This window comes from Saccharothrix hoggarensis (assembly GCF_052936025.1).
On the sequence record NZ_CP193624.1, the window covers coordinates 5,529,339 to 5,553,141 of the forward strand.

24 protein-coding genes, 2 pseudogenes and 1 riboswitch are annotated in these 23,803 nt (G+C 73.4%); of the genes and pseudogenes, 12 read left to right on the forward strand and 14 right to left on the reverse strand.

From position 1 onward, the window contains the following. Positions 1–10: 10 nt before the first annotated feature. The 3 genes from ACRAKH_RS24835 (at position 11) to ACRAKH_RS24845 (ending at position 3,561) form a co-directional block, all read left to right on the forward strand. A complete protein-coding gene (locus tag ACRAKH_RS24835; protein WP_380728781.1) occupies positions 11–1,051 on the forward strand; it encodes a LacI family DNA-binding transcriptional regulator in 1,041 nt (346 codons plus the stop codon). Positions 1,052–1,201: 150 nt separating this feature from the next. Continuing rightward, a complete protein-coding gene (locus tag ACRAKH_RS24840; RefSeq protein WP_380728784.1) occupies positions 1,202–2,530 on the forward strand; it encodes a hemolysin family protein in 1,329 nt (442 codons plus the stop codon). Next, complete coding sequence (locus ACRAKH_RS24845; RefSeq protein WP_380728786.1) at positions 2,527–3,561, forward strand: hemolysin family protein; 1,035 nt, start codon at positions 2,527–2,529, stop codon at positions 3,559–3,561. The genes ACRAKH_RS24840 and ACRAKH_RS24845 overlap by 4 nt, the downstream gene beginning before the upstream one ends. Before the next feature lie 357 nt (positions 3,562–3,918). Here the strand turns inward: ACRAKH_RS24845 and ACRAKH_RS24850 are convergent, their stop codons facing one another. Continuing rightward, positions 3,919–4,593, reverse strand: coding sequence for an LmbU family transcriptional regulator (locus ACRAKH_RS24850; RefSeq protein WP_447009326.1), 675 nt, complete (start codon positions 4,591–4,593; stop codon positions 3,919–3,921). Positions 4,594–4,630: 37 nt separating this feature from the next. On the opposite strand from ACRAKH_RS24850, the pseudogene ACRAKH_RS24855 reads away from it, so the two are divergent. The 3 genes and pseudogenes from ACRAKH_RS24855 to ACRAKH_RS24865 form a co-directional block, all read left to right on the forward strand. Further along, a pseudogene (locus ACRAKH_RS24855) lies at positions 4,631–4,957 on the forward strand (RNA polymerase sigma factor); the annotation flags it as partial. A 184-nt stretch (positions 4,958–5,141) separates the two neighbouring features. Continuing rightward, positions 5,142–5,813 carry a CU044_5270 family protein gene (locus ACRAKH_RS24860; RefSeq protein ID WP_447009327.1) on the forward strand — a complete coding sequence of 224 codons (672 nt, stop codon included), beginning with the start codon at positions 5,142–5,144 and terminating at the stop codon, positions 5,811–5,813. Between the two features lie 62 nt (positions 5,814–5,875). Then, positions 5,876–6,163, forward strand: coding sequence for a hypothetical protein (locus ACRAKH_RS24865; RefSeq protein WP_380729768.1), 288 nt, complete (start codon positions 5,876–5,878; stop codon positions 6,161–6,163). Between the two features lie 18 nt (positions 6,164–6,181). On the opposite strand, the gene ACRAKH_RS24870 is transcribed toward ACRAKH_RS24865, so the two are convergent. Then, the gene (locus ACRAKH_RS24870) at positions 6,182–7,414 is read right to left on the reverse strand and encodes an MFS transporter (protein ID WP_380729766.1); all 1,233 of its coding nucleotides are present in this window, start codon (positions 7,412–7,414) and stop codon (positions 6,182–6,184) included. Positions 7,415–7,556: 142 nt separating this feature from the next. On the opposite strand from ACRAKH_RS24870, the gene ACRAKH_RS24875 reads away from it, so the two are divergent. Continuing rightward, entirely contained in the window at positions 7,557–8,441 is an 885-nt protein-coding gene (locus tag ACRAKH_RS24875) for a 3-methyladenine DNA glycosylase (RefSeq protein WP_380729764.1), read from the forward strand. Between the two features lie 94 nt (positions 8,442–8,535). Next, positions 8,536–10,314 (forward strand): VWA domain-containing protein, encoded by a 1,779-nt coding sequence (locus ACRAKH_RS24880; protein WP_447009328.1) that lies wholly within the window; start codon positions 8,536–8,538, stop codon positions 10,312–10,314. 10 nt (positions 10,315–10,324) lie between these two features. Here ACRAKH_RS24880 and ACRAKH_RS24885 read toward each other — a convergent pair whose 3' ends face one another. After that, positions 10,325–10,582: a WYL domain-containing protein gene (locus ACRAKH_RS24885; RefSeq protein ID WP_447009985.1), complete on the reverse strand. Its 258-nt coding sequence runs from the start codon at positions 10,580–10,582 to the stop codon at positions 10,325–10,327. A gap of 369 nt (positions 10,583–10,951) precedes the next feature. Then, positions 10,952–11,521: pseudogene (locus ACRAKH_RS24890) on the reverse strand (helix-turn-helix transcriptional regulator); the annotation flags it as partial. A gap of 53 nt (positions 11,522–11,574) precedes the next feature. Between ACRAKH_RS24890 and ACRAKH_RS24895 the strand changes: the two are divergent. Beyond that, entirely contained in the window at positions 11,575–11,979 is a 405-nt protein-coding gene (locus ACRAKH_RS24895; protein ID WP_380725725.1) for a DUF3224 domain-containing protein, read from the forward strand. A gap of 67 nt (positions 11,980–12,046) precedes the next feature. On the opposite strand, the gene gcvP is transcribed toward ACRAKH_RS24895, so the two are convergent. From gcvP to ACRAKH_RS24935, 8 genes are all read right to left on the reverse strand, one after another. Then, positions 12,047–14,935, reverse strand: coding sequence for an aminomethyl-transferring glycine dehydrogenase (gene gcvP / locus ACRAKH_RS24900; protein ID WP_380725727.1), 2,889 nt, complete (start codon positions 14,933–14,935; stop codon positions 12,047–12,049). 155 nt (positions 14,936–15,090) lie between these two features. Further along, a riboswitch (glycine riboswitch) is annotated at positions 15,091–15,181 on the reverse strand. 200 nt (positions 15,182–15,381) lie between these two features. Next, positions 15,382–15,948: a MerR family transcriptional regulator gene (locus ACRAKH_RS24905; protein WP_380725729.1), complete on the reverse strand. Its 567-nt coding sequence runs from the start codon at positions 15,946–15,948 to the stop codon at positions 15,382–15,384. An 800-nt stretch (positions 15,949–16,748) separates the two neighbouring features. Next, positions 16,749–17,222, reverse strand: coding sequence for a bifunctional nuclease family protein (locus ACRAKH_RS24910; protein WP_184667478.1), 474 nt, complete (start codon positions 17,220–17,222; stop codon positions 16,749–16,751). Between the two features lie 142 nt (positions 17,223–17,364). After that, positions 17,365–18,048: a transcriptional regulator FtsR gene (ftsR, locus tag ACRAKH_RS24915; RefSeq protein WP_380725731.1), complete on the reverse strand. Its 684-nt coding sequence runs from the start codon at positions 18,046–18,048 to the stop codon at positions 17,365–17,367. A gap of 14 nt (positions 18,049–18,062) precedes the next feature. After that, positions 18,063–18,524 carry a glycogen accumulation regulator GarA gene (garA, locus tag ACRAKH_RS24920; RefSeq protein WP_033427969.1) on the reverse strand — a complete coding sequence of 154 codons (462 nt, stop codon included), beginning with the start codon at positions 18,522–18,524 and terminating at the stop codon, positions 18,063–18,065. Positions 18,525–18,637: 113 nt separating this feature from the next. Then, a complete protein-coding gene (gene gcvH, locus ACRAKH_RS24925) occupies positions 18,638–19,021 on the reverse strand; it encodes a glycine cleavage system protein GcvH (RefSeq protein WP_380725733.1) in 384 nt (127 codons plus the stop codon). 58 nt (positions 19,022–19,079) lie between these two features. Further along, positions 19,080–19,667, reverse strand: coding sequence for a CDP-alcohol phosphatidyltransferase family protein (locus tag ACRAKH_RS24930; RefSeq protein ID WP_380725735.1), 588 nt, complete (start codon positions 19,665–19,667; stop codon positions 19,080–19,082). 9 nt (positions 19,668–19,676) lie between these two features. Continuing rightward, on the reverse strand, positions 19,677–19,916 hold the full coding sequence (locus ACRAKH_RS24935; protein ID WP_380725737.1) for a hypothetical protein: 240 nt from the start codon (positions 19,914–19,916) through the stop codon (positions 19,677–19,679). Positions 19,917–20,346: 430 nt separating this feature from the next. On the opposite strand from ACRAKH_RS24935, the gene ACRAKH_RS24940 reads away from it, so the two are divergent. After that, complete coding sequence (locus ACRAKH_RS24940; RefSeq protein ID WP_380725739.1) at positions 20,347–20,766, forward strand: STAS domain-containing protein; 420 nt, start codon at positions 20,347–20,349, stop codon at positions 20,764–20,766. Positions 20,767–20,822: 56 nt separating this feature from the next. On the opposite strand, the gene ACRAKH_RS24945 is transcribed toward ACRAKH_RS24940, so the two are convergent. Then, positions 20,823–21,599, reverse strand: a complete 777-nt coding sequence (locus ACRAKH_RS24945) for an ATP-binding protein (protein ID WP_380725741.1) — start codon at positions 21,597–21,599, stop codon at positions 20,823–20,825. A 125-nt stretch (positions 21,600–21,724) separates the two neighbouring features. On the opposite strand from ACRAKH_RS24945, the gene ACRAKH_RS24950 reads away from it, so the two are divergent. Then, positions 21,725–22,156 carry an ATP-binding protein gene (locus tag ACRAKH_RS24950; RefSeq protein WP_380725743.1) on the forward strand — a complete coding sequence of 144 codons (432 nt, stop codon included), beginning with the start codon at positions 21,725–21,727 and terminating at the stop codon, positions 22,154–22,156. Then, entirely contained in the window at positions 22,153–22,944 is a 792-nt protein-coding gene (locus tag ACRAKH_RS24955; RefSeq protein WP_380725745.1) for a SigB/SigF/SigG family RNA polymerase sigma factor, read from the forward strand. Before ACRAKH_RS24950 ends, ACRAKH_RS24955 begins: the two co-directional genes overlap by 4 nt. A 560-nt stretch (positions 22,945–23,504) precedes the next feature. On the opposite strand, the gene ACRAKH_RS24960 is transcribed toward ACRAKH_RS24955, so the two are convergent. Beyond that, entirely contained in the window at positions 23,505–23,795 is a 291-nt protein-coding gene (locus ACRAKH_RS24960; protein ID WP_380725747.1) for a WhiB family transcriptional regulator, read from the reverse strand. Between the last annotated feature and the right edge of the window lie 8 nt (positions 23,796–23,803).

Consider the following 23,803-nt stretch of genomic DNA (forward strand, 5'->3'; position numbering starts at 1 on the left):
GGAGGCGGCGTTGACGTCGCGGCAGGTCACGCTGGCGGAAGTGGCGAAGCACGCGGGCGTGTCGCTCGCCACCGCGTCACGCGTGCTCAACGGCAGCACCCGGCAGGTCAGCGAGGAGCTGCGCGAACGCGTCCTCGGCACCGCGCGCCGGCTCGGCTACCTGCCCAACGCGTCGGCGCAGGCGTTGGCGCGCAACTCCAGCGTGCTGGTGGGCCTCGTGGTGCACGACATCGCCGACCCGTACTTCTCCAGCATCGCCGCCGGTGTGACGAGGATCGCCGAGGACGCGGGCCTGGTCGTGGTGCTCGGCACCACCGGCCGCGACCCGCGCCGCGAGGTGGAGCTGGTCAACACGCTGCGCGCGCACCGGGCCCGCGCCGTGGTGATCGCGGGCAGCCGCACCACCGACCGGCACGCGTCGGAGCGGCTGGCCGAGGAGATCACCGCGTTCACCGCGCAGGGCGGCCGGGTGGCGTGCGTCTCCCAGGCGAAGCTCGGCGCGGACACCGTCGTGCCCGCGAACCGGTCCGGGGCGCGGGCCCTGGCCCGGCGGCTCGCCGACCTGGGCCACCGCAGGTTCGCCGTGCTCGCCGGTCCCCCGGACCTGCTCGTGGCGCGCGACCGGCTGGCCGGGTTCAAGGCCGGGCTGGCCGACGCGGGCGTCGACCTGCCCGACGCGCACGTGATCCGCAGCGGCTTCACCCGGGACGGCGGGCACACGGCGGTCACCGACCTGGTGGCCGCGCGCACCGGCGCGACCTGCGTGTTCGCCGTGAACGACGTGATGGCGATGGGCGCGATGGCGGCCCTGCGCGAGCACGGCCTGCGCGTGCCGGAGGACGTGTCGGTGGCCGGGTTCGACGACATCCCCACGCTGCGCGACCTGGTGCCGGCGCTGAGCACGGTCCGGCTGCCGCTGGAGGAGATGGGCGAGCGCGCGGCCCGCCTCGTGCTGGACGACGTGGCGGGCGGCCCGCGCACCGTCCGTGTCGCCGGCGAGGTCGTCCTGCGGGCGAGCACTTCGTCACCCAGCGGTATCGGACTGCGTTGACCGGCGGTTACTCTCTAAACTGGACTTGACCGACCACCCCTCACGAGGAGTGATCCCTTCCGTGCGCGACGCGCAGTCCCCGGGCAGCAGTACCGAGCCGGGTCCGATACCCGGCTGCCAGCCCCACGAAGCCCGCCCCAGGCGGGCCCGATGACCATCCTGCTCAGCGTGCTCGGCCTCGCCGCCGTGGTGCTCCTCACCGTCGGCACCTTCATCGCGGTCGCCGCCGAGTTCTCCCTCACCGCGCTGGAACGCAGCACCGTCGAGTCGCACGTCGCCCAGGTGGGTGACGCGAAGGCGCGGACGGTGGAGAAGGCCCACCGGTCCCTGTCGTTCCAGCTGTCCGGCTCCCAGCTCGCGATCACCATCACCACCCTGATCACCGGGTACATCGCCGAGCCCGCCATCGCCCAGCTCATCTCCCCCGCGCTGACCGGCGTGGGCGTGCCCGCGTCGGCGGCCGGCCCGATCGCGCTGACGATCGCGCTGGCGCTGGCCACGTCGCTGTCCATGGTGTTCGGCGAGCTGGTGCCGAAGAACCTGGCCATCGCCAAGCCGCTGGAGACGGCGCGGGCCGTCGCGGGCGTGCAGGCGGGGTTCTCCGCCGTGTTCCGGTGGCTCATCACCGCCCTGAACGGCACCGCGAACTGGCTGGTCCGCAGGCTCGGCGTGGAGCCCGCGGAGGAGCTGGCGTCGGCCCGCTCGCCGCAGGAGCTGGGCGCGCTGATCCGCTCCAGCGCCGAGCACGGCACCCTCGACCCCGGCACCGCGAGCCTGCTGGACCGGTCGCTGCGGTTCGGCGACCGGACCGCGGAGGAGCTGATGACGCCGCGCGTGCGGGTGGAGTCGCTGCGCTCCGACGCCACCGTGCTGGACCTGGTGGCGAAGGCCCGCGAGACGGGCTTCTCCCGGTTCCCCGTCTACCAGGGCGACCTGGACCAGGTGCGCGGCATCGTGCACGTCAAGCAGGCGTTCGGGGTGCCCCGCCCGCAGCGGGCGACGACGCCGGTGTCGGCGCTGACCAGGCCGGTGCAGACGGTGCCCGCCACGCTGGAGGGCGACGCGCTGCTGGACCGGCTGCGCGCCTCCGGGTTGCAGACCGCGCTGGTCGTGGACGAGTACGGCGGCACGGCGGGCCTGGTGACGTTGGAGGACGTGGTCGAGGAGATCGTCGGCGACGTGCGCGACGAGCACGACCGGCGGGAGACGGCGCCGGTGCGGCAGCTGGGCCGTGACGCGTGGCTGGTGTCCGGGCTGCTGCGCGACGACGAGATCGCCGAGGCCACCGGTTTCCGGATGCCCGAGGGCGACTACGAGACCGTGGCCGGGCTGGTGCTGGCCAGGCTGGGCCGCATCCCGGACACCGGTGACGAGATCCGGGTGGACGACTGGCGGATCACCGTGGTGCAGATGGACCGGCACCGGGTGGCCGAGCTGCGGGTGGCCCGCACCGAGGCCGGTTCGGGGGTGTCGCGGTGAGCGTCGTCGTGATCCTGCTGCTGCTGGCGGGCAACGCGTTCTTCGTCGGCGCGGAGTTCGCGATCATCACCGCCCGCCGCGACCGGCTGGAGGCGCTGGCCGAGCAGGGCAGCAGCCGGGCCCGCACGGTCATCAAGGCGGGCCGGGAGCTGCCGCTGCTCATCGCGGGCGCGCAGCTCGGCATCACGCTGTGCTCGCTCGGGCTCGGCGCGCTGGGCGAGCCCGCGGTGGCGGCGATGCTGGAGGCGCCGTTCCACGGCGTCGGCATCCCGGACGCCGTGCGGCACGGCGTGGCGTTCGCGCTGGCGCTGATCATCGTCGTGGCGCTGCACACGGTGCTGGGCGAGATGGTGCCGAAGAACCTGGCCATCGCCGGTCCGGAGCGCACCGCGCTGCTCCTGGTGCCCGCGCACTTCTGGTTCTGCCGCCTGGTCGCGCCGCTGCTGCGCGGGTTCACCGTGGTGTCGACGGCGGTGCTGAAGCTCGTGGGCGTGACGCCGAGGGACGAGCTGGAGTCGGCCTACACGCGCGACGAGCTGGCCCTGCTGATCGGGCAGTCCCGCCAGGAGGGCCTGCTGGAGGACTCGGAGCACCGGCGGCTGGCGCAGACCCTGTCGTCCGCCGAGCGGACCGTCGCGGACGTCCTGGTGCCGCTGGCGCGGGTCACGGCGGTGTCGGCGCGGCCCACCATGGGCGAGGTGGAGGCCGCCGTGTCGGCCACCGGCTTCTCCCGCTTCCCGGTGCGCGACGAGCAGCGGCTGATCGGGTACCTGCACGTCAAGGACGTGCTGGACCTGGCGGACGCCGACCCGTCCACGCGGGTGCCGCCGAGCCGGGTGCGCGGCCTGCCGCGGGTGCCGGTGGACGCGAGCCTCGACGACGCCGTGGCGGCGCTGCGGCGCGCCCAGAGCCACCTGGCGCAGGCCGTGTCGGCCGACGGCGCGGTGCACGGCCTGGTGGCGTTGGAGGACCTGGTCGAGGAGTACGTGGGCACCGTCCGCGACGGCACGCACGTGCGGCGCGAGCTGTAGCCGGGGCGGGAGCCGGCGTTCCCGACGCGCCGGGGACGCCGGCTCCCGCCCGGGCCCGATCCCGAGGTCCGCCCCGTCGTCGTCGCCCAGGGTCGATGTCGTGATCACCACGAACGACCGCGTCGAGATCGTCGACACCACCCAGCACCTCGTGTCGAACCACCTGGTGGACGTCGACGGCGACCGGGCCGTGGGCGACCGCCCGGTTCCAGGCGGTGCACGTGCCGGCGAACCCGCACGGCGACCCCACCTGGACCCCGGGCGGCCACCACCGCTTCGGCCTCGTCCGCACCGGCGGCGGCCGGCGCGTCGACGCCGTCACCATGACCACGACGTGGGCGACGGGCAGTCAGCAGATCATGACGCCGGCCGCACCGCCGGCAGGCTGACCAGCCCCCGCTCCCGCTCCCGCTCGGCGGCGGGCGCCAGCGGCGGCACGCTCACCAGCTCGAGGTCCCGGTCGGCGGCCCGGTCCAGGGCCGCCACGATCCACGCCTCGAAGTCGGCGTTGGCGGCCATCGCGGCCCGCCGCCACCGGTCCACCGCCTCGCTGCCCGCGGCCACCCGCGGCATCACCGCGCGGTACGGCCGGGAGCCGGGGTCGCGGGCCTCCCGCAACGCCCGCCGCAGCGCCGTCCGCGACCAGCCCTCCCGCTCGGCGCGGTCCAGCCACCGGTCCTGCTCCTCCGGCGGCAGCGCGGCCACCTCGGCGTGGTGCTGGAACGGCAGGCCCGACCGGCGCCGGGACGGCTCGAACTTGCGCGAGATCCACGCGTAGTTCCGCAACGTCTGGTAGTCGAGCCCCACAGCTTCGACCGCCCGCCGGTACCGACCCGTGTACCGGTCCTGCCCGTAGACCAGCCAGTCGCCCAAGTACCAGGCCGACGAGCTGGCGATGCGGGACAACCGCTGCCCCGCCTGCTCCCACGACTCGAACGTGACGTCCCGCGGGAACGCCAACCCCACCGGCGTCGTGAGAATCCGACCGTCCACCGCGTCGCCGGGACGTCCCCGGCGCGCTGCTGCGTTCACCTTGTCCACTCGCTCCCCCTGATGCCTGTGGACGTCATTGCTACCGGGGCGCCCTCACACACCGGTCAACTTCCGCTCACACCGCGAACCCGATCGGGCCCACCGGCGGATAGCGGGTGACCGCCCTTCGCCCGGGACAGCCGGAAAGGCCACCACGACACCAACCGACGCCGAGATCATCCGACGGTCGGCGCACCAGCCGGACGCGTTCGCGGCGATCTTCGACCGCCACGCGCCGCACATCCGGCGGTACCTCGCGCGCAGGCTCGGCCCGCAGGTCGCGGACGACCTGGTGGCCGAGACGTTCCTCGCCGCGTTCGACAAGCGCGGGCGGTACGACCCGGAGCGCCCGGACGCCCGGCCGTGGCTGTACGGCATCGCGACCAACCTCGTCGCCCGGCACCGCAGGCAGGAGGCGCGCCGCTACCGGGTCGGCGAGGCGGACACCGCCGCGCACGGCCACGCGGACCACGCGGACCACGCGGACCACGCCGACCGGGTCGCCGCCCGGATCGGCGTCGGCGTCGGTTCCGGCGTCGGCGGCCGAGGTGACGCCGGTGCTGGACGCCGTGCGGCTGCTCGGCCACGCCGCCCAGGCGGCCCGCTCCGACCCGTCCGCGCCACCGCGTCCCGACCAGTTCGTGTACGCGCGCAGCGTCGGGCAGGGCGCGCCGGACCGGGAGGTCTGGAAGTCGGTCGACGGCACCCGCGACGGGCTGCTGCACAACCACGACGGCGGGCCGGTGGTCCTGCCCGGGTGCCTGAACGGGCGGTCCGTCGTGGTCAGGGGCACTGAGCCGGTGCCCGGTCCGACCCAGCCGTGCCGGCCGGCGCCGGGCTACCTGGCCGACCTGCCGACCGACGTGGACGGGATGCTCGCCCACCTCGACGCGAACGCGAGCGGCGGCGAGGAGCGCAGCGTCAACGCGCGCGGCAAGGACGTGCCGGCGCTGGTCAACGAGGTGATGCTGCCGCCGCTGAGCCGGGCGGCGCTGTACGAGGCGGCGGCCCGCGTGCCGGGGCTGTCCGTGGTGCCGGACGCGCGCGACGGGTCCGGCCGGCCGGGGGTCGGCATCACCTGGCCCGTGCCGCCGGGGTCGAGCCCGGAGGCGCGGCCGGTGGTGCTGGTGTTCGACCCCGAGACCTACGAACTGCTCGGATCGGACTTCCACGCCATCACCGAACTGGCCGTCGTGGACGCCGCCGGGCAGCGTCCCTGACGGCCGGGGTGGGGCCGGTACGGGGGAGGCGCTGCCGGTCCCACCCGACTACGGTTGGTCACGTGGACCCGCGTGACGACGACGATGACGATGACGACGACTTCGACCCCGCCGACGGGGCCGGCTTCGACGAGGACGGGTTCGACGACGACGACGAGGAAGACGAGGACGACCTGTTCGGCGTCACCTCCGAGCCGCGCACCATCTGCCACCTGTGCGGCGGCGCCGGGTTCATCGCCAACCCGACGTCGGCCGTGATCGGCGGCCAGCCGCGCACCGTGGACAACGGCCGGGAGTGCCCGCACTGCCTGGGCGCGCGCAAGTTCCCGAACCTCGTCCCCCCGCTCTGACGCGACGGCCCCACGGGGTCAGCGGTTCGGCGTGGACGCGGCCGACGCACGCGCGGCCGCCACCGCCTCCGCCTCGCGGAACGCCCGCGGCGACAGGCCCAGCCACGCCACGACCAGCGCGGCGACCTGGATCAGCGCCGCCATCACCCACACCGCGCGCAGCCCGAACCCGGCCGCCACGAACCCGCCGGCCAGCGCGCCCAGCGGCGTCAGGCCCCACGCGAGCGCCCGGTGGCTGGTCAGCACCCGGCCCAGCAGGCCGGTCGGGGTGAACCGCTGCCGGCTCGACTGCGAGCACACGTTCCACACCATCACGATCGCCGACTGCGCGAACACGACCAGCCCGATCGCCCACGCCCACGGCGGCAGCACGGCGACCAGCACCTCCGTCACCACCATCCCGACCTGCGCGATCCGCATCGACCACGCGTAGCCGATCCGGCCGACGACCCGGCTCACCAGGAACGACGACGCCACCCAGCCGGCCGCCATGCACGTCAGCAGCACGCCGTAGCCGACCGGCCCGAGGTGCAGGACCTGCGTCGCGTACAGCACGAACATGGACATCACCCCGCTCGCCGCGAACGACCCGAGCGCCACCGCCACCGTGATCGACAGCAGCAGCCGGGTGGCGACGAGGAACCGCAGGCCGTCCGCGATGTCCCGCAACGGGTGCTTGCCCGACGGCGTCCCCGGCGCCGAGCGCAGGCCCAGCACGACGAGCGACGCCACCAGCGCGGAGGCCGCGGCGACCCACGCGGGCGTGCCGAGGCCGAACCCGACCAGCAGACCGGCCGCGGGCGGCACCACGAACTGCACCGCGCCCCGGTCGATGAGGATCAGCCGGGTGTTGGCGGCGGCCAGCCGGTGCGGCTCGACGACCTCGGGCACCACCGCGCCGGTCGCGCCGTCGCCGAGCACCTGCGCCGACGTCACCACGAACGCCACCACCAGCAGCAGCGGCAGGGTCACCGCGTCGGTCAGCCCCGCCACGGCGAGGGTGAGCGCCGCGCCCGCCTGCACCGCGTACGCCCACGTCAGCACGGTGCTGCGGCGCACCCGGTCGATCAGCACCCCCGCGAACAGCGAGAACAGCAGCCACGGCGCCTGACCCACCACGTTGACCAGCGACACCTGCCGCGGGTCCGTCGTGATCGTCACCGCGACCAGCGGCAACGTGGTCAGCATCAGCCCTTCGGCCACCGAACCGGACACCGCGACGGCCTGGAGCCGCACCCACCCCCTGGACATGGTCCACACCCTGCCAACCCCGCCCGCCGGACGCCGTCGATTTAGCGACGGGTGAAAGCCGGCCGGACGGGACGTGAGGGCCGCCACCCGCCGCGCCAGGTGAGGTCCGGACCACAGCCCGGGGGAAGTACCCTGACCGGTCGTGGGGGTCGTCCTTTCCGAAGCCGAGTGGACCGCGCGACGCGACGCGCACGTGGCCCGCGTGCGCCGGTGGACCGGCCCGCACCACGAGCGCAAGGCCGCCGGGCTCAAGCACCCCGTGCTGGACTTCCTGTTCTCGTACTACTCGCACCGCCCGTCGAGGCTGGAGCGCTGGCACCCCGGACCCGGCGTCGTGCTGGCGGGCGACTCGGCGCGCGCCTACCTCAAGTGGCCCGCCTACCGGCGCGTCGACGACGGCGTGACGCTCGACGTCGAGGCGTTCGCGCGGGACCGGGCGAACACGATCGGGTTCGCGAACCGGCTGCTCACCGCCACCGCGGGCCGCTCGCCCAGGCTCGGCTGCTTCGGCCTGCACGAGTGGGCGATGGTGTACCGGCAGCGCCCCGACCAGGTGCGGCACGACGCGTGGCCGCTGCGGCTGGGCAGCGCGGGCACCGACCGGGTGGTCGAGTCGCAGCGCGTGCAGTGCGGCCACTTCGACGCGTTCCGCTTCTTCACCCCCGAGGCACGGCCGCGCAACGCGCTGCAGCCGACCCGGGAGACCCAGGCCGACCTGGAGCAGCCGGGATGCCTGCACGCCAACATGGACCTGTTCAAGTGGGCCTACAAGCTGGACCCGGCGACGCCGTCCGAGCTCGTCGCGGACTGCTTCGAGCTGGCGCTGCGGATTCGCGAACTCGACATGCGCGCGAGCCCCTACGACCTGACCGCGCTCGGCTACCGGCCCGTGGCGATCGAGACGGCGGAGGGCCGGGCCGAGTACGTTCGGCGGCAGAGCGCGTTCGCCGAGGCCGCCGCACCGCTGAGAACCAGGCTGATCGACCTGACCCGGGTGCTGGCCGAGGGCCTCGTCACCACCGCGTGACCCGCGGAGACTTCACCTGTTCCGCGAATGTCACCTGTTAGCGTGATATCGGTCGGGATTCGCCAGCTGTAGCCGGACGCTGAGAGGGAAGACGATGTCTCGACACCGCGCGCTGCGGACGAAGGTGCGGCGCGGCATCGCGACGTGGCCGGTCGCCATCGTCGGCCTGGTGGCCCTGCTCGTGCTCGGCTGGCTCGGCTGGAGCTGGGTCGGCGGCATCGTGGAGCGCCGGGCCGCGGCGCAGGCGGGCGACTGCAACGAGGGCGACGCGCTGCTGCGGGTGTCCGCGACGCCCAGCGTCGCCGAGGCGGTCAAGCAGGTGGCCGAGGCGTGGAGCCTGGAGCGGCCCGTCGTCTACGACCACTGCATCCAGGTCGAGGTCCAGTCGATCGACTCCGAGGTCGTGCTCCAGGGCCTCACCCAAGGCTGGGACGAGGCCGAGCTCGGCGCCCGCCCGCACGCCTGGGTCACCGACTCGACGCTGTGGGCGAACCGGCTCGCCGCGCAGAACGCCGGCCTGCTCGGCGCGGCGCCCGAGTCGATCGCGACGAGCCCCGTGCTGCTCGCCCTGCACCAGGAGCCCGCGCGGGCCGTGGAGTCGGGCGCCGGGTTCCGCTGGACCGACCTGCCCGACCTGGCCGGCGCGGCGGACGGCTGGGGCCGCTTCGGGCGGCCCGAGTGGGGCCGGTTCACCGTCGCCCTGCCCGACCCGGCGACGAACGCGGCCACCGCGATGGCCGTGCAGTCGGCGCTGGCCGGCGCGAGCCCCGACGGCAAGGGCCCGGTGACGACGGAGATGCTGGCGCTCGACCCGGTGAAGGTGACGCTCGGCAAGCTCGCGGCGTCCGGCCCGGAGCAGGCGCCCATCGGCACGTGGGAGGCGCTGACCCTCCTCGGCGCCGACACCGCCGTGAACGCGGCCGGGTTCAGCGCGGTCCCCGTGTTCGAGGTGGACCTGTACCGGCACAACCTCGGCAAGGACACCGGAACCCCGCCCGCGCAACCGCTCTACGGCGTCCCCGCGGGCGGTCCGACGCCGGTCGCCGACTTCCCGTTCGTGCCGCTGGCCGGCGACTGGGTCGGCGAGGCGCAGGTGCGGGCGTCGCAGGCGTTCCGCGAGTTCCTGCACGAGCCCGACCAGCGCCAGACGCTGTCCGTCGCGGGCCTGCGGGTCGAGGGCACCACCGAGCGGCCCAAGCCGTCGCCCGGCATCCGCTGGGCCGCCGTCACCGACCAGCTCGCGCCCGCCGACGCGAACACCACGCAGCAGATCTCGGCCGCGTGGGCGACCGCCGACGACGGCCAGGTCGTCACCATCCTGGTGGACACGTCGAAGTCGATGGAGGAGCACGGCGGCGACGGCCGCAGCCGGATGGAGTGGGTGAAGCAGGCGCTGTCCGGGCAGGTCAACCGGTCGGTGTCGGGGTCGCTGGGGCTGTGGGAGTTCTCCCGCGAGCTGGACGGCGACAAGCCGTACCGGCAGGTCGTCCCCACCGGCCCGGTCGCCGAGCAGCGGCAGGCCCTGCTGGACGGCGTGTCGAACCTGGAACCGCGCAGCGCCACCCAGCTCTACACCAGCCTGCTCGCGCTGTACGAGCGGGCGCTGGCCGACTACCAGGACGGCAAGCGCAACCGGATCGTGGTGCTCACCGACGGCGTCAACGACGGCGGGATCGACTACGAGGAGCTGAAGTCGCGGCTCGCGGCGCTCAAGCAGCCCGGCAAGGACATCGTGGTCAGCGTGATCGCGCTCGGCCCCGACCCGGAGCGCGACACCCTGTCCGAGCTGGCCCGCTCCACCGGCGGCACGCTGTCGGTGGTGGAGGACGGCCGCGGCGTCGACGCGGCGCTCGGCCAGCTCTTGTCGGAGTAGCCGCGGGAGGTCACCGCCGGTAGACGGCCGCCATGTCGGTGAGCCGGGCGACGACGCGGTCGCGCAGCTCGGGCGGCTCCAGCACCTCGGCGTCCGGGCCGAGCCGCAGCAGGTCGACCAGCGCGTGGTCCAGCGACTCGACCGGCACCGACACCGTCGTCCACTCCCCCGCGGGCTCGACGTCCCGCAGTTCCCGCGCCGCGACCAGGCTGAGCAGCGCCCGCGCGTCCCGGAGCCCGGCGGGCGTCAACCGGACCGTCACCCGCATCGGGTACGTCCACTCCTCGAACCGCCGGGTCCAGCCCGCCCAGTACCCGGCCAGGTCGAACCCCTCGGGTCGCTCGAACGGCTCGTCCGTCGCGGTCACCTCCACCACCCGCGACACCCGGTAGGTGCGCAGGTCGCCGTCGACGGGCGGGCCGTCCGCCCGGCCGCCGCCCGCGCCAAAGCCGTCCGCGCGGCTGCCGCCTACACCGCTGCCGCCCGCACCGTTGCCCGCGCCGCCGCCACCCGCGCCGCCATCCGTCCCGCCGCCGCCCGGACCGCCGCCATCCGTCCGCCGCGCGTCCGTCAGCCGCGCGTCCGTCCGCCGCGCGTCCGTCAGCCGGTCGTCCGCACGGCCGCCGTCTCCGGGCCGGCCGTGGGCGCGCGCGACGAGGTACCAGGTGCCCGCCTTGAGCACGAGGCCCAACGGCTCGACGGTCCGCTCCACCTCCACCTGCGCCCACCGGACGTACCGGATGCGCAGCCGGCGCTGCCGCCACACCGCGTCCGCGATCCCGGCGACGTGCGGCGTCCCCTCGTCACCGCGGAACCAGCCGGGCGCGTCCAGGTGGAACCTCTCCCGCACCCGTCCCGCCCGCGACCGCAGCTCCGGGGGCAGCGCGGCGAGCACCTTCAGCTGCGCCGCCGCCACCACCGCGCCCAGCCCGAGCTCGGCCGCCGGACCGGGCATCCCCGCCAGGAACAGCGACTCGGCCTCCTCGGTGGTGAGGCCGGTGAGGCGGGTCCGGTAGCCGTCGACCAGCCGGTACCCGCCCGCCGGGCCGCGGTCGGCGTACACCGGCACCCCGGACGCGCCAAGCGCCTCGACGTCCCGGTAGATGGTCCGGATGGACACCTCCAGCTCGTCGGCCAGCTCGCGGGCCGTCATCCGGCCACGCGACTGGAGCAGGAGGAGCAGCGACAGCAGCCGACTCGCGCGCATGCCGCCATCCTTCCTGACACGCCCTGTCAGGTACCGGCGGCACGATGCCCGGCATGACCACACACGCCACCGCGAGCGCCGAGTTGACGAGCTGGGACGAGCACACCTGGGACGGCAGGCGCTACGACGAGGTCACCGGCCCGAAGCAGACGACCGGCGGCATGACCGTCGCGTACACCGGCGCGTTGCGAGCTGTGGGTGACATGCGGTTCGTCATGTCGTACCCGGACGGGGAGACCTGCCACTCGACCGGGTACGAGGTCGTCACCGGCACGTTGGACGGCCGCGACGGCTCGTTCGTGCTCCACCACACCGGCGGCTACCGGGACGGCGTCGCGGACGGCGCCTTCACCGTCGTCTCCGCCTCCGGCGGCCTGACCGGGCTCACCGGCACGGGCCGCGTCACGTGGGTCCACGGCGAGCCGGGCCGGTTCGAGCTGGACTACGAGATCGCCTGACGCCACGCCCGAACGCGCGGAACCCCGGTCGCGAGCACGGGCTCGCGACCGGGGTTCCGAAGGGTGATCAGCCGCCGTAGGCGGAGACCGGCGGGCAGGAGCAGACCAGGTTGCGGTCGCCCTTCGCGCCGTCGATGCGGCGCACCGGGGGCCAGGTCTTCGGGGCCGACGTCCCGGCCGGGAAGACGGCCACCTCACGGCTGTACGGGTGGTCCCACTCCCCTGCGATCGACGCCGCCGTGTGCGGCGCGTTGCGCAGCGGGTTGTCGTCCACCGGCCACTCGCCCGAGCCGACCCGCTCGACCTCCTGCCGGATCGCGATCATCGCGTCGATGAACCGGTCGATCTCGCCGAGGTCCTCGCTCTCGGTCGGCTCCACCATCAGCGTGCCCGCCACCGGGAACGACATGGTCGGCGCGTGCAGCCCGTAGTCGGCCAGCCGCTTCGCCACGTCGTCCACCGTCACACCGGTCGCCTTGGTGATCGGCCGCAGGTCGAGGATGCACTCGTGGGCCACGAAACCGCCCTCGCCGGTGTAGAGCACGGGGAAGTGCTCGTCCAGCCGCCGTGCCACGTAGTTCGCCGCCGCCACCGCGGTGAGCGTCGCCCGGCGCAGGCCGTCCGCGCCCATCATGCGCACGTACGCCCACGAGATCGGCAGGATCGACGCCGAACCCCACGGCGCGGCGCTGATCGGGCCGACCCCGGTCTCCGGGCCCGCGGTGGGCTGCAACGGGTGGTTCGGCAGGAACGGCGCCAGGTGGGAGCGCACGCCGATCGGGCCGACGCCGGGGCCGCCGCCGCCGTGCGGGATGCAGAACGTCTTGTGCAGGTTCAGGTGCGACACGTCCGACCCGAACTTGCCGTACTGGGCGAGGCCGATCAGGGCGTTGAGGTTCGCGCCGTCGACGTACACCTGCCCGCCCGCGTCGTGCACCAGCCCGCACACCTCGCGCACGGTGTCCTCGTACACGCCGTGCGTCGACGGGTAGGTGAGCATGATCGCGGCCAGGTCGTCGCGGTGCGCCTCGACCGTCGCCTTCAGGTGGTCGAGGTCGACGTTGCCGCGCTCGTCGCACTTCACGACCACGACCCGCATCCCGGCCATCACGGCGGACGCGGCGTTGGTGCCGTGCGCGCTGGACGGGATCAGGCACACGTCACGGTGCGCGTGGCCGTTGGCGCGGTGGTAGGCGCGGATCGCGAGCAGGCCCGCGAACTCGCCCTGGCTGCCCGCGTTGGGCTGCAACGACACCGCGTCGTAGCCGGTGACCTCGGCGAGCCACCGCTCCAGGTCGGACACGATGGTCAGCAGGCCCTCGGCGTCGGACGCGGGCGCGAACGGGTGCAGGTCGGCGAACTCGGGCCAGGTGACGGGCTCCATCTCGGCCGTCGCGTTGAGCTTCATCGTGCAGGAGCCCAGCGGGATCATGCTGCGGTCCAGCGCCACGTCCTTGTCCGACAACGCGCGCAGGTAGCGCAGGAGCGCGGTCTCGGAGCGGTGCGCGTGGAACACCGGGTGGGTCAGGTAGTCGCTGGTGCGGCGCAGGTCGGCGGGGATGCCGTCGGCGGTGTCGGCGTCCAGGCCGTCCACGTCGGCGACGGTCACGCCGAACGCCTTCCACACCCGTTCCAGGTGGTCGCGCGTGGTGGTCTCGTCGCACGCGATCGACACCACGTCCGCGTCGACCTGCCACAGGTTCACGCCCAGGTCGCGGGCGGCGGAGACGACGTCGGCGGCACGGCCCTCGACGCGGGCGCGCACGGTGTCGAAGAACTCGCCGTGCACGACCTCCACCCCCGCCTCGGCGAGGCCCGCGGCGAGCACCGTCGCCATGCGGTGGGCACGGGTCGCGATCGCCTTCAGCCCTTCCGGGCCGTGGTAGACGGCGTACATGGACGCGATCACCGCGAGGAGCACCTGCGCGGTGCAGATGTTGCTGGTCGCCTTCTCCCGGCGGATGTGCTGCTCGCGGGTCTGCAGCGCGAGCCGGTAGGCGAGGGAGCCGTCGGCGTCGACGGACACGCCGACGAGCCGTCCCGGCAGCTGCCGCTCCAGGCCCTGGCGCACCGCCATGTAGCCGGCGTGCGGGCCGCCGAACCCGATCGGCACGCCGAACCGCTGGGTGGTGCCGACCACGACGTCCGCGCCGATCTCGCCGGGCGGGCGCAGCAGCGTCAACGACAGCAGGTCCGCGGCGACGACCGCCTGCGCGCCCGCCTTGTGGATCTCCTCGATCACGCCCGCGTGGTCGCGCACCACGCCGGACGCGCCGGGGTACGACAGCAGCACGCCGAAGAAGTCGCCGCCCAGGCCGAGCCCCTCCAGCCCCTGCGACAGGTCCGCGGTGACGATCTCGATGCCCAGCGGCTCGGCGCGGGTCTCGATGACGGCCAGCGTCTGCGGCAGCGTGTCCGCGTCCACCACGAACTTGGCCGACTTCGACTTGCCCGCGCGGCGGACCAGCGTCATCGCCTCGGCGGCGGCCGTGGACTCGTCCAGCATCGAGGCGTTCGCCAACGGCAGGCCGGTCAGGTCGCCGACCATCGTCTGGAAGTTCAGCAGCGCTTCGAGGCGGCCCTGGGAGATCTCCGGCTGGTAGGGCGTGTACGCCGTGTACCAGGCCGGGCTCTCCAGCACGTTGCGGCGGATGACCGGCGGCGTCGTCGTGCCGTAGTAGCCCAGGCCGATCATCTGGACCATCGGGCGGTTCTTCGCGGCGAGGGCGCGCAGCTCGGCCAGAGCCTCGGTCTCGGTGGCGGGTGACGGCAGGTCCAGCACCAGGTCGCGCTCGCGGATCGACTCGGGCACGGCGCGCTGCGCCAGCTCCTCCAGGGAGCCGACGCCGATGACGTCGAGGATGCGGGCCAGCTCGGCGGGCCGCGGGCCCACGTGCCGGTCGGCGAAGGGGGTGCCGTGCTCAAGTGCGGCGAGGGGGATGCGGTCCTGCGTCATTGATGCGCCTCCAGGCGGGCTACGGGCACACTGCTGCCGTTGCCCTCCCCCTCTGTCTTCTGCCCGCGGTCGGGCGCCTGAGAGCTTCACCCGGCTGTCGGGCTTGCACCGTCGGCGGGGTCGGTCGGTTCGCCCGACCCGCTTTCCAGAGGCGTCTCACCCGCACGGTCCTTGCGCCTGAGAGGTTCCGGGGAGGATTTGCTCCTTCGGCGCCGAGGCTGGCTCGGACTCTCCCGCACGGGATAAAGCGACTACGCGCGGAATCGTACCCGCCGCACCGGCCGCCAGGGCACGGGCGCGACGTGGATCTCAGTGCGCGAACGGCGATCCCGGCAGGTGGCCGGCGGGGTGCTCGCGGTTACCGCGACGGGCACGTGCCGACGGTCGGCGCGGCGGGTGGGCGGTGACCGGTCCACCGGTCGCCGTCGGGCGTCGCGTCCGCCGGGTCAGCCGATGGCGCGGGTGCGGCGGCGGCGCGAGAGCTCGTCGTCGGCCGACTCCACGATCTCGGCGCCGTCGGCGCGTTCCGCGGGGAACTCGTGGATCGTGCCGCTGATCTCCCGCATGGCCCCGCTGACGGCGATGCCGAACACGCCCTGGCCGCCTTGGAGCAGGTCCACGACCTCTTCCGGCGACGTGCACTCGTAGACCGTGGTGCCGTCGCTGAACAGCGTGATGCGGGCCAGGTCCTGCACGCCGCGGCGGCGCAGGTGGTCGACCGCGACCCTGATGTTCTGCAACGAGACGCCGGTGTCCAGCAGCCGCTTCACGACCTTGAGGACCAGGATGTCCTTGAACGAGTACAGCCGTTGGCTCCCGGAGCCGTGGGCACTCCTTATGGTCGGGTTGACGAGGCCCGTGCGTGCCCAGTAGTCCAGCTGGCGGTAGGTGATGCCCGCGATCTGGCACGCGGCGGGGCCGCGGTACCCGACGAGTTCGTCCGGCAGCGAGGAGTCCGGGAACAGCTCACCCTGTTCGCCGGATCCGGCCCGGATGGGCGCTTCCTCGACCACGCCTGCCTCCCCTCGGTCCGGTCACGACGACCGGCGACCAACGTGAAGCCGCCGCGGTGCCGAATCACACCGTGGCAATTCACCTGAGCTCGACGGTAAGACCGCCTAGGGGGCAGGTCAACGCGACGCGCGGGGCGTGTCTGACCTCAACCTCAGGTTGAGGTTGAGAGAGACGCCTGTCGTAAGCCATTCGGGTGACGTTTAGTGATCGTTTAGCCCTAGAACGTTGACGTTGTGTAACCCACCCGCGTGACGCCTGAAAGTGGGACGCGGCACCGCCCAACAGCGCACCGCACACGCCCACGACAGACCAGCCACAGCCCGAGGCCGGCATCCCTGCCCACTCGCCAGTGTCACCCCACCGCCCCTCCAGCGCCGTGTGGAATCGCGCACGGCGCGTCGGTGGAGCCGGGCGAATGGAACCGGCCGCGTGGATCGGACGGCAAGCGAGGAAGCCACACCCCCAGAACCGCTTCCGCCAGCCGAACCCGCCAGCCGAACGCGGGTCAGACACGCGCCGGCCGGACCTCGGCAGTTGTCCACAGGCGGCGGATGATCGCGCCCGATTGTCGTGGGTTCATGGCAGGGTAAAAGCAGGGGTCCCCTTGGCGGGGACCCCTGCGAAGCATTCATGTGCTTCCCGCCGCAGCCCAGTAAGCCGTCGTCGGCGGGGCGTCATCCTCAGCGGGCGTCGCGCTCGACGAGCCGTCGACCAGAGCCGAGAGCGCAGACCAGAGCCGAGAGCCGAAGGCAGCCGGGACCGGAAACCGGAGACCGGGAGAACGAGCCCGCGGCCGGGGCTACGTGTCGGCGCCCCGGAAGTCCTCCGGCGAGATGGAGTCGAGGAACTCGCGGAACTTCTCGACCTCGTCCTCCTGCTCGTCCGGGATGATCAGGCCCGCCTCCGCCAGCACGGACTCCTCGGCGTGGATCGGCACGCCGATCCTCAGGGCCAGCGCCACCGAGTCGCTCGGCCGCGCGGACACCCGGACGTCGCCGTCGAACACCAGCTCGGCGAAGTACGTGCCCTCCTGCAGGTCCGTGATCCGCACCTGCTCCAGCTGCCGGCCGAGGGCGCCGATGACGTCCTTGAGCAGGTCGTGCGTCAACGGCCGGGCAGGCCGGACACCTTGCTGCTCCAACGCGATCGCCGTGGCCTCGACCGATCCGATCCAGATCGGCAGGTACCGCTCGCCCTCGGTTTCGCGCAGCAGCAGGATCGGCTGGTTGGCGGGCAACTCCACCCGCACGCCGACGACGCGCATCTCGCTCATCGGGTCTCGCCTCCCTCAGCGCGCTGAAATTCTGGCGTCCCCGCTACCACGAGGATCCCCCACGTACCCTTTCGACGCTACCCGCCAAGCGGGCCCTGTGCGCAACTGCCCGGCCGCTTCGGATCACGATGCGGACACGGGTTCACCTCGGTGTAACCCGGCCACCTGCGACGTCGCGCAGGCCGACCTTCAGCAGCAGCGTGTGCAGGGTTACCGAGAGCGCCCCGAGCTCGCGCACGACTTCGTCGCCTCCGGCCCGATCACGCTGCCGCCGCCCCGCCGTCGCGACCTGGTCCACCAGCGCGACCTCGCGGTCGGCGGCGACCCGGAACGACCGCAGCTGCCGCGGCTCCACCCCGTGCTCGACCATCGCCCGCACGGTGGACGCGATCTGCACGGCCTCGTGGTCGTAGAAGCCGCCCGCACCCGCCTTGAGCAGGCCGTGCTGCTCCAGCTCGGCCAGCACGCCCGGCTCGATGCCGGCCCGCGCCAGCAGGTCCTCGCGGGTGACGCGGTGCCCGGCCGCGGGGGCCGGGTCGACCGCCCGCAACGCCTTGCCCGCGCCCTGGTCGGCCGCGTCCAACTGCTCCTTGATGACCTTCAGCGGGAGGTACCGGTCCCGCTGCGCGGCCAGGATGTACCGCAGGCGCTCGACGTCCGCCGAGGCGAACTGCCGGTACCCCGAGGCCGTGCGCGCCGGGCGGACCAACCCCTCCGACTCCAGGAATCGGATCTTGGAGATGGTCACGTCGGGGAAGTCGGACCGGAGCTGCGCCAGCACGGCCCCGATGCTCAACCCCCCGCGTGGCCGCCCGGCCGCCGTCACCGGAGCCCCATCGCTCAGGCCCCCTGGCCCCCGGCGCCCGGACCGGTCAGGAACACGAGGCGGAACTTGCCGATCTGCACCTCGTCGCCGTTGGCCAGGACCGCCTGGTCGACGGGCTCGCGGTTCACGTAGGTGCCGTTGAGGCTGCCCACGTCGATGACCACGAACTCGCCGCCCTCGCGGCGGAACTCCGCGTGCCGGCGGGACACCGTCACGTCGTCGAGGAAGATGTCGCTGTCGGGGTGCCGGCCCGCGCTGGTCGTGTCGCGGTCCAGCAGGAACCGGGATCCCGCGTTGGGACCGCGCTTGACCACGAGCAGGGCCGACCCAGCGGGCAGCGCGTCGACGCCGGCGACGGCCGGCTCCTGGGCGGGCGCCTCGGCGCCCTCGACCTCGGCGAGGAAGTCGGCCCGGAACACGGAGGTCCGCTCCGGGGACTGCTCTGGCGGAACGCCTGGCCCGTCGTTCGTGCTCACCTGAGCTCTCCTCCTGCTGCTGGAACCGTCGAGACCGCTAGAACCTATCGTGCCCGAACCCTTGTCTGAGGAGCGGCTCCCCCACCGACCGAAGAGCCGCCGGAAGATCGACGTCACTCCTGTGCCGCCAGCTCCTGGTACGCGGCGGCGTCGAGCAGGTCGTCGACCGCGGCCGGGTCGTCCAGTCGGAGCTCCACCATCCACCCCTCGCCGTACGGGTCGGTGTTCACCAGGTCGGGCTGCTGGTCCAACGAGTCGTTCCGGGCGACGACCTCACCGGCGAGCGGCGCGTAGATGTCCGAGACGCTCTTGGTGGACTCCACCTCGCCCAGCGTCTGGCCGGCCCCGACCTGCTCGCCGAGCTCGGGCAGCTGGACGAACACCACGTCGCCGAGCTGCTCCTGGGCGTAGTCGGTGATGCCCACGCGCACGGTGTCCTCACCTGTGCGCAGCACCCACTCATGTTCCTCGGTGTACTTGAGCTCCTCGGGAATCACCGCGGTGTGCTCCTTCAATGACGGTGGATCTTCGCTGCCGGATCTTCCCACGTCCCGTTCAGACGGGCGCGACCCCCGGCCGTCGGCGCAGCGCGAGGGCGAACTGGTAGACGTAGAGCACGCCGGACCAGAGGTAGAGCGCACCGCCCCAGACCATGAACGCGTAGGCCACCGGCCGGGCGACCTGCGCGGCCGTGGACGTGCCCTGCGCGAGCAGCAGCATCGGGAACGCGTACAGCAGGTTGAACGTGGCCGCCTTGCCCAGGTAGTTGACCTCGAACGGGCCATAGCCGCGGGCCCGCAGGACCGGCAGGCAGGCGCCGACGACGACCTCGCGGCCCACCAGCACCGCGGCCAGCCACCACGGCACGATGTCGCGCACGACGAACGCGACCAGCGTGGCGAGGATGTACAGCCGGTCGGCGGCCGGGTCGAGCAGGGCGCCGAGCCTGCTCGCCTGGTCGAGCCACCGGGCGATCTTGCCGTCCAGCCAGTCGGACAGGCCGGCGGCGACCAGGACCACGAGCGCCCAGCCGTCGGCCTGCGGCCCCAGCAGCAGGTACAGGAACAGCGGCACGCCGAGCAGGCGCAGCACGCTGAGCGCGTTCGGGATGGTCAGCAGCCGGTCGGCTGGATCGGGCGACACACGCGAACCCTAGTGCGCGCGGGTGCGGCTCCAGCCACGGCGTTGCAGTTCGTCACCGGTGAGCGCCTGCGGTCGGCCGCGGTCGTCGACGCCGACCCAGCGGGCCCGGAAACCTTCGAGCACGTAGGCGTGGCCCTTGCTCCAGACCACGCTGCACGGGGCTGTGGGCAGCGTTCCCGCGCCGGTCGCGCCGGCACGCGCCGCCCGGTGCTTCGCGGGCTCGGACTCGGTTTCCGTTCTGGTGCTCATCGTCAATCCCTCCACAAGGGTTGTCGCGCACGGCGGTCGTGGCGTTATCCCCGACACAGGATTCTGCGCGACTGTGGTCGAGACCACCTTTCGTTCCGGAGGGCTCCGCGCCCACCGGCAGGTTCCGTCGCCGAGCTGCGCGAGCCCCTTCCCCCGAGGTGTAGCCGGCCCCGGTGGCCTCAAACCGCTCACCGTGCGTCACCCGCCGCACACCGACACGCCCATTACACTGGTACGTGACGGGTCGCCACCCGCGCGCTTGTGGTGTCGCCACGGGCTCCGTACCGTGGGTGGCGCAGCGGTTGAGCCAACAGCCGCGCCGGGGAGTCCGGCTAGCGGGCACGTTCCGCCACGCTGCTGTTCAGTGCTGCGCGCGTTTCGCGCAAACCGGGCTTCCCACTCAGCTGTTCCAGGTGAAGAGGAGACCCTCGTGACGGTTCAGGATCCGGACGTCGTGGCGACGAGCGGAGCCGTGTCCGCTGCGACCACCAGCCCGCGCAACGGGCAGCTCGGCCTCACCGTCCGCACGGTGACCGAGAGCGTCACCGTGGTGTCGGTGAGCGGAGAGGTCGACATGCTGACCGCGCCGCAGCTGCGGGCCGACGTCCTGCGGCACATCGACGCCGGCACCACCGTCGTGCTGGACATGTCCGGGGTGAGCTTCCTCGGCTCGGCCGGTCTGGCCGTGCTGGTCGAGGCGGCGCAGCAGGGCAAGCGGCGTGGCGCGGCGTTCCGCGTCGTGGCCGTCGAGCGCGCGGTGACCCGCCCGTTGGCCGCGACCGGTCTGGGCGAGGTGTTCAGCGTGTTCGAGTCCGTGGACGCCGCGCTGGCGGCCGACGAGGCCCGCTGAACGGCAGACCGGGCCGACCAACGGTGTCGAGCCCACGGGTGTCGGGCGGGGCGGTTCTAGCCGTGCGGCACCATGTCGATGACCTGATCCACGCCCGCCGCGACGAGTGCGCGGCGGGCGTGGCCGTCTTCGGGGGCTCGCACGACGAGCCGGTTGCCGGCCGCCGCGGCGGCCTCGGCGACGGCCCGGAGGCCGCGGATGAGGCCTTCGTTGCGGCTGCCGAGGGCGCGCAGGTCGACGACGACCGGAACGGTGCCGCCGCGGGCGGCGGTCAGGATGCGTCTGCGGATGGCCGGGGCGGCGTGCGAGGGCACGTCGCCCAGCACGGTGACCTCGACCCAGCCGTCGCGCGACGTGACGACCACCGGCTCGGGCGGTGGCTGCGGCGGTGCGGCGGGCGGCGGTGGCAGCGCCGTCGCGCCGGACGACCGGCGGCTCGGCGCGAGGACCAGGGTGACGGTGGTGCCGTCGGGTTGGCGGTCCACCAGCACCTCGTCGACGTTCTCGCGCATGAGCAGCAGCCCGCGGCCCCTGGTGGACAGCGCGGGACGTGGCACGCGCCACGCGCCGTGGTCGGTGACGGTCACGCGGATGGCGCCGTCCGGTCGGGCCTCGGCCTCGATGTGGACGGTGCCCCGGCCGCCCTGGCCGTACGCGTGCTCGATGGCGTTGCTGGCTGCCTCGTTCACCGCCAGCAGCAGGTCGTACCGGTCGTCCTCGCCCAGCCCTTCGCGGACGAGCCAGGCGTCGAGGCGGGCACGGATCGCCGAGAGCTCCTCGGCCAGGGCCGGGAACTCGACTCCCCAGTGGTGGTCCGCGAGTTGATCGGTCAAAAGGCCTCCCCGTCGCACCAGTCAGTCTTCCCAGCCCGCGCGTCGCCTACACGTGTGAGCGACGATCAGTTCGGGTACCGATAGCTTCAGCAGCACAACCAGACAGAACGGACGACGAGGTGAGCGTGTCGCACACTGAGCCGCGCAGCGGTGAGTCGGAGAACGCCCTGACCGGGGTCGAGTTGCGGATGGCGGCCGATCCGACGCAGCTGTCGATCGTCCGGGCCGTGGCCGCCGACATCGCCATGCGGCAGGATTTCGACCTGGACTCCATCGAGGACTTGAAGCTGGCGGTGGACGAGGCGTGCTCGACGCTCATCTCGCTGGCCGCGCCGGACGCCGTCCTCAGTGCCCAGTTCGTGGTGGCGGACGGGTCGGTCCAGGTGTTCACCAAGGTGGGTTCGCAGGCGTCCGCGCCGCCCGACCGGGACAGCTTCGGGTGGCGCGTGCTGAGCGCGCTGGTCGACTCGGTCACGACGTGGGTCGCGCCGCTGGCGGACGCGCACGAGGTGCACATCGACCTGGTCAAGCGGTCACTGGGGACGGTGGATGCGTGACGGGGTCGGACGGGGGCACGACACGGTCCGGCACGCAGGGGGACTACGACCACCTGGCGCCGCTGTTCGTCCGGCTCGCCGCGACGTCGAAGGACGACCCGCAGCGGGAGCGGTTGCGGGACGAGCTGGTGACCGAGCACCTGCCGGTGGCCAAGCACATCGCGCGGCGGTTCGGGCACCGGGGTGAGCCGTACGACGACCTGGTGCAGGTCGCCACGGTCGGGTTGATCAACGCCGTCGACCGGTTCGACCCGGAGCGGGGCAGCGACTTCCTGTCGTTCGCGGTGCCGACGATCATGGGCGAGGTCCGGAAGTACTTCCGGGACTCCAGCTGGTCGGTGCGGATGCCGCGACGGCTCAAGGAGCTGCACCTGGCGATCAACGCGGGGTCGGCGAGGCTGTCCCAGGAGTTGGGGCGGGCGCCGACGCCGAGCGAGCTGGCGCAGCACCTCGGGCTGAGCCGCGAGGAGATCCACGAGGGCCTGGCGGCCGGCAACGCCTACCACAGCGCGTCGCTGGACGACCTGCTCGTGGCCGACGACAGCTCCATCTCGCTGGGCAGCACGCTGGGCGAGGAGGACCCCGAGCTGGAGGCGATCGAGCAGCGGGAGGCGTTGCACCCGCTGCTGGAGAAGCTGCCGGAGCGGGAGCGGAAGATCGTGGTGATGCGGTTCTTCGGGAACATGACGCAGACGCAGATCGCGCAGAAGGTCGGGATCTCGCAGATGCACGTGTCGCGGCTGCTGGCGAAGACGCTGCGGCAGCTGCGCGAGGGTCTGACCGAATAGGACGGCGCGGCACAGCTCGAAGCGGAGTGCGCGCGAACGCGACGAGGCCGCCTGACCCGTGGGTCAGGCGGCCTCGTCGTGTTCCGGGGCCCGTCTCCGGAAGCCTGTGTCGAACTCCGCGTTGAGTTCGGGGGTGGAACTCGGGGGGGTGGAGCTGCTGGTTGAACTCCGGGTCGGGCACCGCGATCAGTCCGCAGGTCGAGCGGCGGGCCGCGGCCCGGGCTCGGAGGTCTGGGTGCCGGCCGGTGGCCGGGCTCCCGAGGGATGGGGGCGCCGGCGGTCCGGGTGGCGTGGCGGTCGGACGTGCGGGTCGTCCGGTGGCCTGGTCGGGGTGCGGTCGGGTGGTCGGGTGCGCTGGTCCGGTGCGGTCGGCGCCCGCCGCGGTGGTCCGGTGCGGCCGGTGTCGGTCGCGGTGGTCCGGTGCGGCCGGTGTCGGTCGCGGTGGTCCGGTGCGGCCGGTGTCGGTCGCGGTGGTCCGGTGCGGCCGGTGTCGGTCGCGGTGGTCCGGTGCGGCCGGTGTCGGTCGCGGTGGTCCGGTGCGGTCGGGTCGGCCGCGGTGGTCAGGCGGCCGAGCGGCGGCGTCCGGCGATGATGCGGCGGCGCTCGTCCTCGCCCATGCCGCCCCAGACGCCGTACGGCTCCTGGACCGCGAGGGCGTGCTCGCGGCAGCGGACGAGGACTGGGCAGCGGGCGCAGAGTTGCTTCGCCCGGTCCTCGCGCGCGGCTCGGGCGGAGCCGCGCTCGTTGTCCGGGTGGAAGAACACGGCGCTGTCCCGGCCTCGGCACAGCCCGTCCTTCTGCCAGTCCCAGACGTCGGTGACGGGCTTGGGCAGGCGCGCGGTGCTGGTCATGGATGAAC